This is a genomic window from Glycomyces buryatensis (assembly GCF_004912275.1).
GTDB classification, from domain to species: Bacteria; Actinomycetota; Actinomycetes; order Mycobacteriales; family Micromonosporaceae; genus Glycomyces; species Glycomyces buryatensis.
In genome coordinates this window covers 275,411-290,641 of the sequence record NZ_STGY01000083.1, presented here as the reverse complement: position 1 = coordinate 290,641, position 15,231 = coordinate 275,411, and the positions used below count along the sequence as shown (strand labels likewise).

Genomic DNA, 15,231 nt, shown 5'->3' with positions numbered 1-15,231 from the left:
TCACCAATGCGTCCACAGTTCATGTCCAGCCAGAAAGGAAGCATCGTCAAACCGGAGGACATGACCGTACGTGCGCACACTCAACCTTGGGATCCTGGCCCATGTCGACGCGGGTAAGACCAGCCTGACGGAGCGCCTGCTCCACGAGGCCGGCGTCACCGACGCCCTCGGCAGCGTGGACAGCGGCAGCACCCAGACCGACTCGCTCGACCTCGAACGCCGACGCGGCATCACCATCAAGGCCGCCGTCGTCTCGTTCACGATCGGCGACACCGTCGTCAACCTCATCGACACGCCCGGCCACCCCGACTTCATCGCCGAGGTCGAGCGGGCCATGAACGTGCTCGACGGGGCCGTCCTGGTCGTCTCGGCCGTCGAAGGCGTCCAGGCCCAGACCCGCATCCTCATGCGGGCCTTGCGAAGGCTCGGGATTCCGACGCTCATTTTCGTCAATAAGATCGACCGCGCCGGTGCCCGCTACGAGGACCTGCTGGCCGACCTCGCCGCCAAGCTCGACCCCGCCGTGATCGCCATGGACACCGTCGAACACATCAAAGGCATCGGGGCCCGCAGCCAATCGAGTCCGCGCACCGATCAAGCGTTCCTCACCGAGCTGACCGACCTGCTCGCCGAGCACGACGACGCCTTCCTGGCCGACTACGTCGGCGACGAGCGCGCCGCGTCGCCCGCCCGGATCCGCCGCTCGCTCGTCGAGCAGACCGCGGCCGCGCGGGTCTTCCCCGTCTACTTCGGATCCGCCATCACCGGCGAAGGCGTCGACGGCCTCACCGAGGGCATCCGGCACCTGCTGCCGGCCGCAGACGGCGAGCCCGCCGGTCCCGTCTCGGCCACCGTCTTCAAGGTCGAACGCGGCTCGGCGGGGGAGAAGATCGCCTACGCCCGCATGTACTCCGGCACGATCAGCGTCCGCGATCGGCTGCCGGTCAGCGCGGGCGAAGGCAAGGTCACCGGCATCAGCGTCTTCGACCAGGGCGATGACCACCGCGCCCAGTCCGTCTCGGCCGGGCGGATCGCCAAGCTCTGGGGCCTCGACGCCCGCATCGGCGACTCGATCGGGCTCGCCCCGAAGCGCCGCACCGAGCACTTCGCTCCACCCACATTGGAGACGGTGGTGGTCCCGGCGCGCGAGACCGACCGCGTCGCGCTCCACCAGGCGCTGGCCCAGCTCGCCGAGCAGGACCCGCTCATCGGATTGCACCACAACGAATCCGAATCCGAGCTCTCATTGTCCCTGTACGGGGAGGTCCAGAAGGAGGTCATCGAGGCGACCCTCGCCGACGAGTTCGGGCTCGACGTCGACTTCCAGGAGTCCACCGTCATCTGCATCGAACGGCCCACCGGCTCGGGGGAGGCCGTCCAGTTCATCGCCGTCGAACCGAATCCGTTCCTGGCTACCGTCGGGCTGCGCATCGACCCCGCCCCGATCGGCCACGCCTCCAACGACCTTGCCTCCAACGACGCTGGGATCGAGTTCAAGCTCGGCGTCGAACTCGGATCGATGCCGCCCGCGTTCTTCAATGCCGTCGAGGAGTCCGTCCACCGCACCTTCAATGAGGGACTGCGCGGTTGGCAGGTCCACGACTGCACCGTCACCATGACGCACTCCGGCTACTGGGCCAGGCAGAGCAGTGCGCACGGCAGCTTCGACAAGAGCATGTCCTCCACCGCAGGGGATTTCCGCAACCTGACGCGGGTGGTGCTCATGGACGCGCTGGCCCGGGCCGGAACGGCCGTGCACGAACCGGTGCACCGCTTCAGGATCGAGGTGCCGGAGGACGCGCTCCGCGGCGTCCTCGCCCTGCTCGCCAAGCTGCGGGCGGTTCCGGGCGGGCCGCCCGAGCCGGTGCCACAAGGGAAGGGCCGCGCCTACGTGCTGGAGGGCTCGATCCCGGCCGCCTCCGTGCACGCGCTCGGCCAGCGCCTGCCCTCGCTCACCAGCGGGGAAGGCGTCGCAGAATGCGTCTTCGATCGCTATGAGCCGGTGAGTGGTCCGGCCCCTTCTCGCACGCGCACGCGGTCGGACCCGTTGTGTCCTAATGTGGAGTAATACGACGCTATTGACAGCTATGGGTATGATTAGTCCTCACTTCTACCCCCCCTCTGGCGCACCGTCACCCCGGACGCGCCGAGAAAGGAACGCATCCATGCATTCGAAGCGAAGGCTCGTCACCGCGGGCATCGCGATCGCGCTCACGGCCGTGGCCACTGGCGTGGCGACGATGACCGCGCAAGCCGATCCCGCCGGACCCGCCGAGAGCGAACCCGTCACCTGGAGCCTGTCCGGTCTGACCGCCGACCAGGTCGCCGACCTTGAGGGCCAGGGATTCGACGTCGCAGAGGCGCACGAGGACTCCACTCTGGTCATCGGCGACGACGCGATCGCCGAGGACCTGCGGGGCCTCGGCTACGACCCGCAGTTCCACGACACCGTCTACAAGGAGATCGCCCCCGGCGTGCGGCAGGAGGGCACCTACTACGGCGGTTACCACACCGTCGAGCAGTACGAGGCCCACCTGGACGAGGTCGCCGCCGCGAACCCGGACCTGACGCAGGTCTTCGACATCGGCGACTCCTGGCTCAAGACCCAGGGCGAGGGCGGCCACGACATCATGGCCATCTGCATCACCAAGATCGCCGAGGGCGACTGCGAGCAGAGTCCTGAGTCGACGAAGCCGCGCTTCTCGATGATCTCGCAGATCCACGCCCGCGAGATCGCCACCGGCGAGATCTCCTGGCGGTGGATCGACAAGCTCGTCGAGGGCTACGGCACCGATGACGCCGTCACCGAGCTGCTGGACACCACGGAGGTGTGGGTGGTCCCGATCGGTAACCCGGACGGCGTGGACATCGTCGCCTCGGGTGGCGACGACCCGATCCTCCAGCGCAAGAACGCGAACGACTCGAACGGCGACTGCGGCGAGAGCCTCGGCGTCGACCTGAACCGGAACTCCAGCTTCGAATGGGGCGCGGATTCGACCAACCCGTGCGCCGAGACCTTCCAGGGTCCGGCGGCGGCCTCGGAGCCCGAGACCCAGGCGATCGAGGACTGGCTGCGGGCGATCCACCCCGACCAGCGCGGCGAGAGCGCGACCGACCCGGCTCCGGACGACGCTCGCGACGTGTTCATCAGCCTGCACAGCTACGGCGAGTACATCATCGTGCCGTGGGGTTACACCGATGACAGCCCGCCGAACGACGACGGGCTGCGGGCGCTCGGCAATGCCATGTCCGACTCGAACGGCTACCTCGTGGGCACCGGTTCGGAGACCGTCGGCTATGCCACGTCGGGCACCACCGACGACTTCACCTACGGCGAACTCGGCATCGCGAGCTACACCTACGAGGTCGGCCCCGACTCGGGCAACTGCGGCGGGTTCTTCCCCGCCTACGAGTGCGTGGACGACTCTCTGTGGCCGGCCAATGAGGACGCGCTCATGACGGCCGCGCAGGCCGCCGCCGCCCCGTACGCCGAATAGCCTTCGGGCCACGAAAAAGCGCCCCGGACCAGCCAGGTCCGGGGCGCTTTCGGTGGTTCAGACGAGCTTGACGAGCATCTTGCCGGTGTTGGCGCCGCGCATCATCGACCCGAACGCCTCAATCGCATTGTCGATGCCCTCGACCACGGTCTGCTCCTGCTTGAGCTTGCCCTCGCCGAGCAGCCGCGCCGCGAGCCTGCCGTAGTCGGGTGCGAGATCGGTGTGGTCCTGAACGTTCATGCCGCGCAGGGTCAGGCGCTTGCGGATCACCTGATCGAAATTCGCCGGACCGGTGCTCGGCCCCTCCGCGTTGTACTGGCTGATCGCGCCGACGATGGCGACCCTGCCGTGGACCTTGAGGAGCGCAAGCGCGGCGGACAGGTGGTCGCCGCCCACATTGTCCAGGTAGACGTCGATGCCCTCGGGGGCGACGGCCCGCAGCTTGCCCTCCAGATCCCCGGCGCGGTAATCGACGGCGTGGTCGTAGCCGAACTCCTCGACCAGGCGCCGGGTCTTGGCGGGGCCGCCGGCCGAGCCGATGACCTTGGCCGCGCCGAGCGCCTTGGCGATGGGGCCGGCGGCGGTGCCGACGGCGCCTGCGGCGCCGGAGATCCACACCGTGTCGCCCTCCTTGACGGGGGCGATCGCGACGAGGGACTGGTAGGCCGTCAGGCCGGTGACGCCGAGGACTCCCAGGTAGACCTCGGCCGGAACGGCGGTAGTGTCGATCGGCTCGGCGGCCTTGGCGTCGAGCACGACGTGCGTGCGCCATCCGGCGAAGTGCCGGACGGAGGTCCCGACGGGCAGGTCGGGCGCGTTCGACTCGACCACGGTGCCGGTCGCGGTCCCGGTCATCGCCTCGCCCAGCTTGAACGCCGGAATGTAGGACTCGACGTCGTCCATGCGGCCTCGCATGTACGGGTCGACGCTCATCCACTCATTGCGGATCAGGACCTGACCCGGTCCCGGGTCGGGCAGTTCGATCTCGATCTGCTCGAAGTCGGCGGGAACGGGCTCGCCGGTCGGGCGCGCGATGAGCCGCACCTCGGTGCTCTTCCAAGTCATGTGCATCCCCCTGTGCATAGCGGTACGAATCGATTCTAACGTTCGTTATAAACCTGGCCCGTCCTTGGCGCTGTGATCGCCGACTACGACTCTATGAGCTGGGGGTTCGAGGTCGTGTCGTTCCGCGGATCACGTCTAGTGGCAGCGGTAGAAGACCAGGACCTTGTCGAACTCGAAGCGGTCGTGCCGCTCGAAGTGTGCTTCCAATCGCCGCGCGGCGGCGTCCATGATCGCGTCGTGGGTGGCGTCGTCGTACGGGACGAACGAGCGGGCCGAGGCGAAGTAGTTCAGGATCGGACCGGGAGCGGGGACCGCGACCTTGCCTCGCTCGTCGAACCGTTCGACCGAGTCGAATTCGGCCTCCAGGTATCCGGTCGCGTTCGCGGAGTCGAACCGCATCAGCTCCGTGCCGTGTTGGTACCCCTCATTGCCGAGCACCTCGGCGGTGGCCTCGCTCCACAGCTCCCACACTTCGGCCATGTCGCCCTCGATATTGGTGGAGGCCAGGAGGGTTCCCCCGGGTTTGAGGACTCGGCGGAACTCCCCGACGGCCTTTGCGATATCGGGCACGTGGTAGAGCATGTGCATCGCGAGCACCGCGTCGGCGGCATCGTTCGGGTAGGGGATCGCCTGCGCGTCGGCGGCCATGATCGGCGGCTCGACCTCGGCGAGCATGGCCGGTGAAGCGTCGATGCCGACCACGGTCGCTTCAGGATGGGCCCCGCGCAGCCCCCCGATGTACTGTCCGTGGCCGCACCCGACGTCGAGCACGAATCGCAGATCCGAGGGCAGCAGCCGCAGGGCGACATCGACCGGATCGATCTCGGGGTCCCGGTACCGGTACAGGCTGATGCGGTCCTTGAGGTTCTGCGAGTCCTGGTAATTGGACCTGACGTTCTCGCGCTGCGTGCCCGTGGTCATGCGCCGCTCCTCTACATCGAGTTGTGGAGGGTGGAACGATAGCCGAACCTCCGCTGCGGTGCAAACGTTGTCAGTCGGTCTTCACCATGGGTAGTTCCATTGTGGCGTCTTGGGATTCGGTGGATTCGGCTTCCTCGTCGTCGATATTGTCGCCCTTGCGCAGCAGGTAGAACACCAGCACGCCCGACCCGATCAGCAGTAGCAGGAACAGACCGGCCAGGACGTAGGCCCACACCGGCCAGCCGTTCCCGGACAGATCGCTGAATGAGGCGCCCTCCTCCTCGGGCGCCGCCGCCTGCGGAGCGTCGGTGCGCAGTACGACCTGTCCCTCCTCATAGGCCACCGTGTATTCGGTGCCGCCGATGTCGACCGCGGCATCCTGTTCCAAGCCCGCGAAGGTGCCTTCGATCTTGCCCTCGGCGGTGACCACCGGAATCTCCTCGGGCAGCGGGTCGCCCTCTGCGTAGTCGATCTTCAGTGTCCCGTCGAGCACGGCGTCGCCCGCCACCGCGAGCCCGGTGCCGGTGCCGACGGTCAGCGTGGACTCATCGCCCATGGTCAGGTCCCCGCCCACCGTGCTCTTCTCGGTTACCGCCAGATGCTTCTCGACGCCCAGGTCTCCGGCGAGCTCCGCGCCGCCCAGGGCGAGCGTGCCGTCAGAGACGGTCCAGGCTCCCTCGGCCGCGCTGGAGCCGGTGTACGTCAGCGTCGCCTCGCCCGACTTCACCAGGGCGCCTTCGCCTGTCACGCCGCCCGCGTATTCGGTCTCCTCCCCGTTCTCGACGGTGAGGGTGCTCGATCCGAGCGCGATCGAGCTTCCCTCGATGCCGCTGAGGTCGGGCACGGTCGACTCCTCGGCCGCCGAGACGTCGAAGACCGCCTTCTCGCCCGTGAGCTCCAGATTCGCCGACTCGGCGAGGCTTGCGCCGGTCAGGGCCAGCGTGCCGTCCGAAACCGTCGTCGCGCCCGTGTACGACGTATCGCCGGTCAGGGTGAGCGTCGCCTGGCCCGCCTGCTCCAGGCTTCCGCCGCCGCTGATGTCGGAGAGCTCGATGTCCTTCTCGGCATTGTCGACCACCAGCGCGCCCTCGTCGACGACCTCGCTGAGCTCGGTGTCCATGAGCAGCCAGGCGTCGCCGCCGGCCTCGCCGGTGCCGAGGCGCAGGACCGCCCCCGACTCGATCGTGGTGGCCCCGTTGTAGTTCTGCTGGTCGGCGAAGGTGACCTCGTTGCCGTCCGTGCCGGCGATCGTCACATCGCCCTCGCCCGGCGTGGTCATCGTGTCGTGGTAGATCCCGCCGGAGATCGGCATGCCCAGCGTCACCGGGCCGTTGTAGTTCAGGATCAGGTGGCTGCGAATGCGCCTGGCGTGCATGTTGATGTACACGGTGTCGCGGTTGCCCGGCAGGAAGAAGTCGGCGTCGGTGCCGTCGCCCCACTGCACCTTGGCGCCCTCGATATTGATGCCGCGCTTATTGTTGTTGTGGTCCACGACCTGGTAGTTCAGGTTCGGGTCCGACAGCGACGGATCCCAGTCCTCGCCGGAATCGGACCAGGAGTAGACCCCGGTCATGACGACCTTGCTCCCGAAGATCTGCGAGTGGAAGTTGATGTCGTTGCCCCACTCGCGGGAGAAGAAGTTCGCGCCGACGACGGTGTCGTTACCCTCCTGGGTGTCGATGATGAACGAGCCCTGATTGGTAATGGTGTCCACATCGGGCAGGGTAGACAGGAACTCGCGCTGGCTGTAGTGGATCACCGTGCCGTTGTAGAGCACTCCGGAGAAGGTGTGCTTGCCCGCGAGCGACAGGCCGTCCCAGGTGTGGCGCTGCTGCGCGATGTAGCCCGAGCCGCTGAGGTTCCCCGGGTGGTAGCGCCCGCCGTGGACCGCGACGATCAGGGTCCCGTCGACGTGGTGGTTGAGGGCGTTCCACTCGAAGTTCGAGAGGTCGTACGGGTAGTGGCCGATGACGCCGGTCTCGCCCTGGCCGTCGCCGTATTGGAGCGTCGCCCCGGCCTCGACGGTGACCGCGGGCGGGTCGGGGTTCTCGATCGTGTTCCACCACCAGGGTTCTCCGCGGGCCTCGACCGTCTGGGTCTGGCGGTCCTCGGGAATGGAGAAGTCGCTGTTGGCGGTGAGGATGAGCTTGCCGCCGCCGCTGATGGTGAGGGTGCCGACCCCGGAGATGACGCCGCCGTAGGTGACCTCCTCGCCGTCGTCGAGCTTGATGTCGGCGTCGCCGTCGAGCACGACGTCCTCGCCGGAGCGGATCCGGTCGGTGATGTCCTGGGCTGCCTGTGCCGGGGCGGCAGCGAACGGGACGGGCAGGAACGCGAGGAGTGCGACGAGCAGTATTCGCGTCCAGGGCCTCCGCGGGGGCGGAGCGGTGGTTTGAACAGCATTCACGTCCCCGAAAGTACCGGACTCAGATAGCGGTTTCTATCCGCCGTCGAGTGGGAGCGTGTACGCCTTGCTCAAAGTTGCGTCAGGGCGGCGAGCAAGGTCAGCAACGGGAACAGGCCCTGCTTGGCGGCGGCGCTCGCGTAGCCGCGATCCCGCACGACGAGCACCAGCGCGGCGGCCAGCATTGAGCCGCAAGCGAAGACGATGAGCGTCCAGCCCACGGCGGGCGCGCCTCGCACCGTCGCGACGCCGACCGCCGCGCCGATCGCAAGGAACAAGTTGTAGAAGCCCTGGTTGAACGCCCAGGACCGGACCGCCTCCACATTGGCCTCCGGCACTCGGAAGACGTCCCGGTACACCTTCGGGTCGCCGAAGCGAAGGCACTCCATGACCCAGATGTAGAGGTGCACGGCGGCGGCGAGGGCCGCGAGGATCTGAACGGTGAGCAGCATGGGATGAAGTTTCGCCCATGGTGTTCCCGAACGGCAAGGATTCGTGCCGATCGCTTTTGGAGTGGCGGTAATCCGGTTACCCTCGAAGTCATGCACATCGTCATCGCCGGAGGGCACGGACAGATCGCGTTGCACCTGACCGAGAACCTGGCCGCGCAGGGGCATTCGGTCACGGGGTTGATCCGCAACCCCGACCAGGCCGAGGACATCACCGGTATCGGCGGGCGTCCGATCGTCCTCGATCTGGAACAGGCCGACACCGAGCACGTGTCCGGACTGCTGGACATGGAGGAGGTCGACGCCGTCGTCTTCGCCGCCGGCGCCGGACCCGGCAGCGGTGCGGCCCGCAAGGACACCGTCGACCGGGCGGCCTCGGTCCTGCTGGCCGACGCGGCCGAGCGCAGCGGCGTCCGCCGCTTCCTGCAGATCTCCAGCATCGGCGCCGACTCCGAGCCCGATCCCGAACGCGACGAGGTCTGGGCCGCCTACATCGCCGCCAAGTTCCAGGCCGAAGAGGACCTGCGCGCCCGCGACCTCGACTGGGTGATCGTCCGCCCCGGCTCGCTCACCAATGACGACCCGACCGGAGCCGTGACGCTGACCGAGGACGGGACCGTGCGGGGCTCCGTGGCCCGGGCCGACGTGGCCGCCGTCCTGGCGCAGATCCTCCAGACCCCGGACCTCACCTGCAAGACCCTGACGCTGATCGGCGGCGACAGCTCCATCCAGGACGCGGTGGATGCCTTCGTGGAGAACGAAACAGACTGACCTGTATCAAGTTTCTGACACAGTGCTACCGCTAACGGGCACAAACCGATAGCGTCAATTCGGTACCCCTCCGTGAGGAGCCCCGAAGTGTCGTTGGCAGACGAGCTGATCTCGGTGCTGCGCGGCGTGCTCGACCAGATCGATACCCATGGGTCACGGCTCCATGTCGGCCTCGATCTGACTGACCCGAAAGTCACGATAAGGGCTCTTCGAAGAACTGATTGACCCTCGCGGCACGAGTCCTCCACAAGCATTTAGCCTCTCCGCTCCCAGATCGCTCCGAGCCTTTCGGTGCCCAGCGGCGAGTAGTGCAAACTTCACACTTCTACTATCCGTGTCAATACCGCACTTGGTTCTCGATACTGTACGAACATGGTTCATATGCTTAAGCGTCCAGTTCCGTGCCAACTGGCCCGTCAAGTAGACAAACAGCCCGATATCCTCCCCGGCGCGAAGGCCAGGGTTTCCATCAGGAGGACCAGATGAATGAGTTGGACGTGGTCGAACTGGCCGTGGACGTGCCCGAGGAGGGCGTCAAAGCCGGCGAGGTCGGGACCATCGTGCTCGTCCACGGGAACCCGGTGGAGGCCTATGAGGTGGAGTTCGTCAACCCCGACGGGTCCACGCTCGCCATGTTCGCGCTCCGGCCCGAGCAGATCCGCCCGGTCGCCAAGCCCGCGAATTGACTCGGCTCGGCGGCTAAGCGTTTGCGGGGCGCGGACCCGGCGTCGATACTGGTGCCGTGGACGACTATGCGGTGCCCGATTCGATTCAAGCCAATATGCGCGACTGGTTCGGTGAGGCCGGGCAGCGCTGGCTCGAAGGCTTGGACGCGATGACGACCAGGCAGATGGAGACGTGGTCGCTGCGGCCGACCGGTCAACCCTTCGACGGCGGATCGCATTCGTACGTCCTGCCGGTGGAGCGGGCCGACGGCACGCCCGCCGTCCTCAAGCTGATCCCGTACGGCCCCGAGAGTGTGGGGGAGCCGACCGGACTGCGGGCCTACGACGGCGACGGTGCGATCCGGCTCTACGAGTACGACGCCGAGACCGGGGCAATGCTCCTGGAGCGGGCCGAACCCGGCCTGCCCCTGCTCGACCACGTCTTCCCCGGCTTGAACGAAAAGGACGCCGCCCGGCGGCAATACACGATCGCCTCCGAGTTGTACCGCCGGCTGTGGCGCGTCCCCGCGCCGGAATTGACGGCGGGCGACTTCCCGCCCCTCCCCACGGCCGCAGCCATCCTTGCCGATTGGGAGGCCCAATACTCCAGTCCCAGTGGGGAACTGGTCGACATGTTCGGCGCCGACCGACTCAAGCGGGCCGTCGAACTGTGTGGGGCACTGGCCGACCCGCCCGAGGTCGGGATCGCCAATCACGATACCCACCTGGGCAATATCGTCTCGGCCGAGCGCGAACCGTGGCTGTTGATCGATCCCAAGCCGTTTCTGGCCGAGCGGGCCTTCGACGGCGGGTACTTCGTGTTCAAGCAGCTCTTTCACGGACCGCTGACCGGTGCCGAGCCGGTGCGGATCGTCGCCGACGGGCTCGGGGCCGACTATGAACGCGTGCGGGCGTGGGCGCTGCTGCGCGCCATCGAGCAGGCGGTCGACGCGGGCCAGGGATCATACGCCGATGACGTCATGCGAGTGATCGAAACCCTCGAACGCGTCTGAGCACTCGGGTCACATCAATGCCGTTGCACCCGAACGAGTGAAACCCGGGGATCGAGAATCCCTTGAGGACCGAAATCTCAGTCTCCGGTGGACTTGCGTGCCGCCAGGTAGCCCCGCAGTCCGATGAGGCCGATCGCCGTCCCCAGAACGAAGGACGTCCCCGCAAGCACGAGGTGCACCCAGAAGTACGCGGTCGGGTCGCCCGCCGCGTCGAACGCCAGGCCACTGGCGTCCGCTATCAGATTCTTGACGAACGTGATCCAGATGAACCACGACCACACGCCGAAGGCGAGCAGGAACAGCGAGATCGGCCGACTGAGCTTCATGCGCCCAGTATCCGCCGTGCCGACGTCCCGACCCTGACGGGAGTGCTCGGACGGTCACCGGTCACGTTCGTCCGGAGTGGCACGATGCCCTCTTCACCGCATCGGATCAGGTCGCTATTCTGATAGTTACCAGACCGGTATCACGCTGTGCGTCACTTGTGTGCATAGGGTGGTCTGCGATGATGGAGACCGGAATGTCATCAATGCATGGATTGGCTGGCCCGGATATGAGCCGACCTACACCGCCTTCGCGGCCCCGCGGGTATCCCGACCCCTCCAGCGCCGGCTGGATTCGCATTGAAGACTTGCAGATCGCCGACCTCAATCTCCGCATGACCACGGCAATCACCGACCAGATCGTCCAGATCTGGGATCTGAACGACGGCGAACCGACCCGGTGGGTCGGCAATGTCTTCCGCATAGACACGCGTGCCCCCTGCCTATACCTGAACTACGTGTACGAGAAGCGATTCAGCCAGGTCGACGCCGATCACCTGACCTCCACCGCCGTCAAGTTCTGGCAGTCCTGACGACCTGAACCGACCCGGTTCCCTTGTGCCGCCACCGAGGCGGACCCGTTCCCCCGTGCTCGAAACCGCCCTGCCTCAGGGAATCCTTGAACACCCCTGGCCCCGCCGTGCCTCCGTACTAGAGGCGGCTTCTAGAGTTGTGGCGTCGGACCGGCGAGAACACGGGGGTGAGTCGCATGGGGACGAAGCAGGCTCGCGGCAAGGAGACCGTCGCACGGCTCCTCGATGCCGCAATGGAGGTCTACGGCGAACGCGGACCCGAAGGCTTCACCATGACCGCCGTCATCGAGCGCAGCGGCGTGAGCGTCGGCAGCCTCTACCACCACTTCGGCAGCTTCAGCGGCCTCGCGGCCGCCCTCTATGCCCGCTCCACCGCCGAACTGACCGCCGAACTCGCCGCCGCGGTGCGCTCCAAACGCACCGCCCGCACCGGCATCCAGGCCCTGGTCACGGCCTACCTGCGCTGGTGCGTCGACAATCGCGACCAGGCCCACTTCATGCTCGCGCTGCCCTACCTCGGCACCCTTTCCTCCCATGTGGACCAGGTCATGGCCGCCAATGCCGCCGACTACAGCGCCATCAACGCCTGGGTCCTCCCGCACGTCGAGGCCGGGCGCATCCGGCCCATGCCGCAGAACCTGCTCGAATGCCTCATCATCGGCCCGATCACCGAGACCGTCACGCGCTGGCTCATTCGCATGCCCGGCGCCGATATCGAACCGGCCTTCAAGGTGCTGCCCGAACGGATTTGGGAATCCGTGCGCGGCCCCGCGGCCTAATCGTCGACTGGGGTGCCCGCCGAACCCATCGGCCGGCCCTTGATCCAGTAGGCGCGCCCGCCGATGGCCCGCTTCGCCATACCCCGCTCGCGCAGCGGGCCGAGCACGGCCTTCTCAATCCGGCTCATGAGGTCCTCTCGAAAGACGGGGGTTAAGTTAGGCTAGCCTAATCAAAAAGGTGACGTCCGGTCATCTTCCGAGAAGGAGTTTCCCCATGTCTTCGATCCCCTTGCACCTCAACCGCCGTGGGCTCCTGGCCGCGGGCGGCGCGCTCGCCTCCGGCGGGCTGCTGGCCGCATGCGGTGACGGGACCGAGGACGGGGAAACCGCCGATCTGGCGTGGTCGTTCACCGATGACCGGGACCAGACCGTCGATCTCGACTCGCAGCCGCAATCCATTGTCGCCTTCACCGGGCTGGCCGCCGCGCTCTATGACTACGGCGTGACCGTCGACGGCGTCTTCGGCCCGACCGTCACGGCCGACGGCTCGCCCGACATCCAGGCCGGGCGGATGCCGGTCGACGGACTGACCATTATCGGGAACGCCTGGGGCGAGTTCGACATCGAGAAGTTCGCCTCCGTCGCGCCCGAGATCCTGGTGTCCCACTTCTATGCCGGCTTCCCGCTGTGGTTCGTGCCCGAGGAACGCACCGAGGAGGTCGAGCAGCTGGCTCCCACCATCGGCATCGAGGTCTCCAATGGCACCCTGGACGAGGTGATCGGGCGGCACACCGAGATCGCCGTCGCGCTCGGCGCCGACATCGAGTCGCAGGAGGTCGTCGAAGCGCAGGACCGGTACGAGGCGGCCGGCCAAGCGCTCCAGGAGGCCGCCGCGCAGCGGCCCCTGAAGGTCATGCCCGTGAACGCCTACCCCGAGGTCTTCTACGTCGGCTACCTCCCCAAGTTCACCGACCTGTCCATGGCCGCCGAGCTCGGCGTCCAGTTCGTGGAGGCCGAAGAGCCCAATGAGGACGGATACTGGGAGGAGCTGTCCTGGGAGAACGCCGACAAGTACGAGGCCGACGTGATCCTGCTGGACGCCCGCGCCGGCAACCTCCAGCCCGAGGACCTGACCGAGTTCCCCACCTGGAACGCGCTCCCGGCGGTCAAGGCCGGCCAGGTCTACTCCTGGAACCCCGAACCCATCTACTCCCACCTCGGCGGAGCCGAGGCCCTGGAGATTCTCACCGAGGCGGTCACGAACTCCGAGCCGCTCAGCTAGCCGCTCACCTGGTCACGGGCGCAATGAAAGCGGCCCGCCGCCGCAATGGAATCCATTGCGGCGGCGGGCCTTCGCGTCGGGTCGGGGTCAGCCGATGCCCGAGGACGCCATGTCGGTCGCTTCGAGCGCGTCGACCAGCGGTTTGAGCTCCGGGTCGCGCCGGGCCTCGTCCAGGGCCTCGCGCAGCGCCGCGTCGTTCGTGGGCGTGGCGGCCCGGAGCAGGGCCGCGCCCTCCTCGGTCACGTTCGTGTAAATGCCGCGCCGGTCGTCGGCGCAGATGGTGCGCGCGAGCAGGCCGCGATCCTCCAAACGGGTGACGAGGCGGGTCGTGGCGCTCTGGCTCAGCACGAGCGCGTCGGCGACCTGCCGCATCTGCAGGTGGCCGCCCTTGCCCTCGTCCTGCCGGCTCAACACATTGAGCAGCGAGAACTCGCGAACGCTCAACTCGTGCTCGGCCTGGAGCCTACGTTCGATCCGGGAGGCGATGCGCTCATGCAGCGAGGACAGCGCGCACCAGTTCTGCGCCAGCGCAGTGGGTGCGTCGTGGGCGATGCTCATGGTGCTCCTTCTTTCCTCGGGTGGCTGTATCCCAGCGTACAGCGATATACGTAACACGGCAATAATCAGCGCTTGCAATTATACCGCGCTTGCAAGTAATGTGGTGGTTGAGCGACACGACCAAGGGAGCAAGCATGAGCGAACTGACCGTCAGCGTCCTCGGCACCGGGATCATGGGGGCCGCGATGGCCCGCAACCTCGCCCGCGCCGGGCACGCCGTCCGGGTCTGGAACCGCAGCAAGGACAAGGCCCGGCCGCTCGCCGAACACGGCGCGCACGTCGCAGGCAGCCCGGCCGAGGCGGTCGAAGGCGCCGACGTCATCATCACCATGCTCCACGACGGGCCCGCCGCGCTGGACGTCATGCGCCGAGCCGTTCCCGGTCTGCGGCCCGGCGCCCGCTGGGTGCAGTCGACCACCGCCGGGGTGGAGGCGAACCGGGCGCTGTCCGAGTTCGCCGCCGCGCACGAGCTGGTCTTCTTCGACGCCCCGGTGCTGGGCACCAAGGAACCCGCCGAGGCCGGGAAGCTGACCGTGCTCGCGGCGGGGCCGAGCGACGACGCGGCCGCGAACGCCGTCTTCGATGCCGTGGGCGCCAGGATTGTGTGGACCGGCGAGGACGCCTCGGCCGGGAGCGCCAGCAGCCTCAAGCTCGTCGCCAACAGCTGGGTCCTGCTGCTCACCAACGGGATCGGCGAGGTGCTCGCTTTGGCGAAGGGGCTCGGCGTCGACCCGCGGCAGTTCTTCGAGCTGATCGAGGGCGGTCCTCTCGATGCGGGATACGCGGAGCTCAAGGGTTCGATGGTGCTGAACGACCGGCTCTCTCCGGCCAGCTTCGGACTCGACACCGCCGCCAAGGACGCGCGGCTGATCGTGGAGGCCGCCGAGCGCCACGAAGTCCGGCTCGACCTGGCGAAGGCCGGGGCCGAGCGTTTTCGCCGGGCCTCGGAGCTGGGTCACGGCGAGGAGGACATGGCCGCGTCCTACTACGCGAGCTTCGACCAGTGATCGAACGATAGAAGGAGGAGGAGA

17 protein-coding genes are annotated in these 15,231 nt (G+C 67.3%); 10 read left to right on the top strand and 7 right to left on the bottom strand.

All coding sequences use genetic code 11. The features are described from left to right. The first annotated feature begins 70 nt into the window (after nucleotides 1-70). Complete coding sequence (locus FAB82_RS26160; RefSeq protein ID WP_136537502.1) at nucleotides 71-2,068, top strand: elongation factor G; 1,998 nt, start codon at nucleotides 71-73, stop codon at nucleotides 2,066-2,068. A 97-nt stretch (nucleotides 2,069-2,165) separates the two neighbouring features. Then, a complete protein-coding gene (locus tag FAB82_RS26155) occupies nucleotides 2,166-3,497 on the top strand; it encodes a M14 family zinc carboxypeptidase (RefSeq protein WP_136537501.1) in 1,332 nt (443 codons plus the stop codon). A gap of 57 nt (nucleotides 3,498-3,554) precedes the next feature. Here the strand turns inward: FAB82_RS26155 and FAB82_RS26150 are convergent, their stop codons facing one another. From FAB82_RS26150 to FAB82_RS26135, 4 genes are all read right to left on the bottom strand, one after another. Continuing rightward, nucleotides 3,555-4,562: an NADP-dependent oxidoreductase gene (locus FAB82_RS26150; protein ID WP_136537500.1), complete on the bottom strand. Its 1,008-nt coding sequence runs from the start codon at nucleotides 4,560-4,562 to the stop codon at nucleotides 3,555-3,557. 135 nt (nucleotides 4,563-4,697) lie between these two features. Beyond that, nucleotides 4,698-5,483: a class I SAM-dependent methyltransferase gene (locus FAB82_RS26145; protein WP_136537499.1), complete on the bottom strand. Its 786-nt coding sequence runs from the start codon at nucleotides 5,481-5,483 to the stop codon at nucleotides 4,698-4,700. A 70-nt stretch (nucleotides 5,484-5,553) separates the two neighbouring features. Next, the gene (locus FAB82_RS26140; RefSeq protein WP_136537498.1) at nucleotides 5,554-7,890 is read right to left on the bottom strand and encodes an autotransporter-associated beta strand repeat-containing protein; all 2,337 of its coding nucleotides are present in this window, start codon (nucleotides 7,888-7,890) and stop codon (nucleotides 5,554-5,556) included. 68 nt (nucleotides 7,891-7,958) lie between these two features. Then, on the bottom strand, nucleotides 7,959-8,339 hold the full coding sequence (locus tag FAB82_RS26135; protein ID WP_136537497.1) for a DUF1304 domain-containing protein: 381 nt from the start codon (nucleotides 8,337-8,339) through the stop codon (nucleotides 7,959-7,961). 90 nt (nucleotides 8,340-8,429) lie between these two features. Here FAB82_RS26135 and FAB82_RS26130 point away from each other — a divergent pair, with 90 nt between their 5' ends. The 4 genes from FAB82_RS26130 (at nucleotide 8,430) to FAB82_RS26120 (ending at nucleotide 10,785) form a co-directional block, all read left to right on the top strand. Beyond that, nucleotides 8,430-9,107 carry an SDR family oxidoreductase gene (locus FAB82_RS26130; RefSeq protein ID WP_136537496.1) on the top strand — a complete coding sequence of 226 codons (678 nt, stop codon included), beginning with the start codon at nucleotides 8,430-8,432 and terminating at the stop codon, nucleotides 9,105-9,107. Between the two features lie 87 nt (nucleotides 9,108-9,194). Beyond that, nucleotides 9,195-9,332, top strand: coding sequence for a hypothetical protein (locus FAB82_RS27355; RefSeq protein ID WP_168801789.1), 138 nt, complete (start codon nucleotides 9,195-9,197; stop codon nucleotides 9,330-9,332). Between the two features lie 257 nt (nucleotides 9,333-9,589). Further along, nucleotides 9,590-9,793 (top strand): DUF4926 domain-containing protein, encoded by a 204-nt coding sequence (locus tag FAB82_RS26125; RefSeq protein ID WP_136537495.1) that lies wholly within the window; start codon nucleotides 9,590-9,592, stop codon nucleotides 9,791-9,793. A gap of 56 nt (nucleotides 9,794-9,849) precedes the next feature. Further along, entirely contained in the window at nucleotides 9,850-10,785 is a 936-nt protein-coding gene (locus FAB82_RS26120; RefSeq protein ID WP_136537494.1) for an aminoglycoside phosphotransferase family protein, read from the top strand. 77 nt (nucleotides 10,786-10,862) lie between these two features. Here the strand turns inward: FAB82_RS26120 and FAB82_RS27690 are convergent, their stop codons facing one another. Next, entirely contained in the window at nucleotides 10,863-11,111 is a 249-nt protein-coding gene (locus FAB82_RS27690) for an SCO4848 family membrane protein (RefSeq protein WP_246039850.1), read from the bottom strand. Between the two features lie 227 nt (nucleotides 11,112-11,338). Between FAB82_RS27690 and FAB82_RS26110 the strand changes: the two genes are divergently transcribed. Continuing rightward, a complete protein-coding gene (locus FAB82_RS26110) occupies nucleotides 11,339-11,641 on the top strand; it encodes a hypothetical protein (protein WP_136537492.1) in 303 nt (100 codons plus the stop codon). A gap of 176 nt (nucleotides 11,642-11,817) precedes the next feature. Then, the gene (locus FAB82_RS26105) at nucleotides 11,818-12,420 is read left to right on the top strand and encodes a TetR/AcrR family transcriptional regulator (protein WP_136537491.1); all 603 of its coding nucleotides are present in this window, start codon (nucleotides 11,818-11,820) and stop codon (nucleotides 12,418-12,420) included. On the opposite strand, the gene FAB82_RS28470 is transcribed toward FAB82_RS26105, so the two are convergent. Next, nucleotides 12,417-12,548, bottom strand: a complete 132-nt coding sequence (locus tag FAB82_RS28470; protein WP_281276996.1) for a hypothetical protein — start codon at nucleotides 12,546-12,548, stop codon at nucleotides 12,417-12,419. The two genes, FAB82_RS26105 and FAB82_RS28470, sit on opposite strands and share 4 nt — an antisense overlap. An 86-nt stretch (nucleotides 12,549-12,634) precedes the next feature. On the opposite strand from FAB82_RS28470, the gene FAB82_RS26100 reads away from it, so the two are divergent. Then, nucleotides 12,635-13,642, top strand: a complete 1,008-nt coding sequence (locus FAB82_RS26100; RefSeq protein ID WP_136537490.1) for an ABC transporter substrate-binding protein — start codon at nucleotides 12,635-12,637, stop codon at nucleotides 13,640-13,642. 87 nt (nucleotides 13,643-13,729) lie between these two features. Here the strand turns inward: FAB82_RS26100 and FAB82_RS26095 are convergent, their stop codons facing one another. Beyond that, nucleotides 13,730-14,200, bottom strand: a complete 471-nt coding sequence (locus tag FAB82_RS26095) for a MarR family winged helix-turn-helix transcriptional regulator (RefSeq protein WP_136537489.1) — start codon at nucleotides 14,198-14,200, stop codon at nucleotides 13,730-13,732. A 98-nt stretch (nucleotides 14,201-14,298) separates the two neighbouring features. On the opposite strand from FAB82_RS26095, the gene FAB82_RS26090 reads away from it, so the two are divergent. After that, nucleotides 14,299-15,207 (top strand): NAD(P)-dependent oxidoreductase, encoded by a 909-nt coding sequence (locus FAB82_RS26090; RefSeq protein ID WP_136537586.1) that lies wholly within the window; start codon nucleotides 14,299-14,301, stop codon nucleotides 15,205-15,207. The last annotated feature ends 24 nt before the right edge of the window (nucleotides 15,208-15,231 follow it).

What these genes read in the sequence shown, in the direction of transcription:
- FAB82_RS26095 (WP_136537489.1), bottom strand. Translation starts at nt 14,200, where the DNA reads ATGAGCATCGCCCACGACGCACCCACTGCGCTGGCGCAGAACTGGTGC.
- FAB82_RS28470 (WP_281276996.1), bottom strand. Translation starts at nt 12,548, where the DNA reads ATGAGCCGGATTGAGAAGGCCGTGCTCGGCCCGCTGCGCGAGCGGGGT.
- FAB82_RS26135 (WP_136537497.1), bottom strand. Translation starts at nt 8,339, where the DNA reads ATGCTGCTCACCGTTCAGATCCTCGCGGCCCTCGCCGCCGCCGTGCAC.
- FAB82_RS26130 (WP_136537496.1), top strand. Translation starts at nt 8,430, where the DNA reads ATGCACATCGTCATCGCCGGAGGGCACGGACAGATCGCGTTGCACCTG.
- FAB82_RS26125 (WP_136537495.1), top strand. Translation starts at nt 9,590, where the DNA reads ATGAATGAGTTGGACGTGGTCGAACTGGCCGTGGACGTGCCCGAGGAG.
- FAB82_RS26090 (WP_136537586.1), top strand. Translation starts at nt 14,299, where the DNA reads ATGTGGTGGTTGAGCGACACGACCAAGGGAGCAAGCATGAGCGAACTG.
- FAB82_RS27690 (WP_246039850.1), bottom strand. Translation starts at nt 11,111, where the DNA reads ATGAAGCTCAGTCGGCCGATCTCGCTGTTCCTGCTCGCCTTCGGCGTG.
- FAB82_RS26150 (WP_136537500.1), bottom strand. Translation starts at nt 4,562, where the DNA reads ATGACTTGGAAGAGCACCGAGGTGCGGCTCATCGCGCGCCCGACCGGC.
- FAB82_RS26155 (WP_136537501.1), top strand. Translation starts at nt 2,166, where the DNA reads ATGCATTCGAAGCGAAGGCTCGTCACCGCGGGCATCGCGATCGCGCTC.
- FAB82_RS26105 (WP_136537491.1), top strand. Translation starts at nt 11,818, where the DNA reads ATGGGGACGAAGCAGGCTCGCGGCAAGGAGACCGTCGCACGGCTCCTC.
- FAB82_RS26145 (WP_136537499.1), bottom strand. Translation starts at nt 5,483, where the DNA reads ATGACCACGGGCACGCAGCGCGAGAACGTCAGGTCCAATTACCAGGAC.
- FAB82_RS26110 (WP_136537492.1), top strand. Translation starts at nt 11,339, where the DNA reads ATGAGCCGACCTACACCGCCTTCGCGGCCCCGCGGGTATCCCGACCCC.
- FAB82_RS26100 (WP_136537490.1), top strand. Translation starts at nt 12,635, where the DNA reads ATGTCTTCGATCCCCTTGCACCTCAACCGCCGTGGGCTCCTGGCCGCG.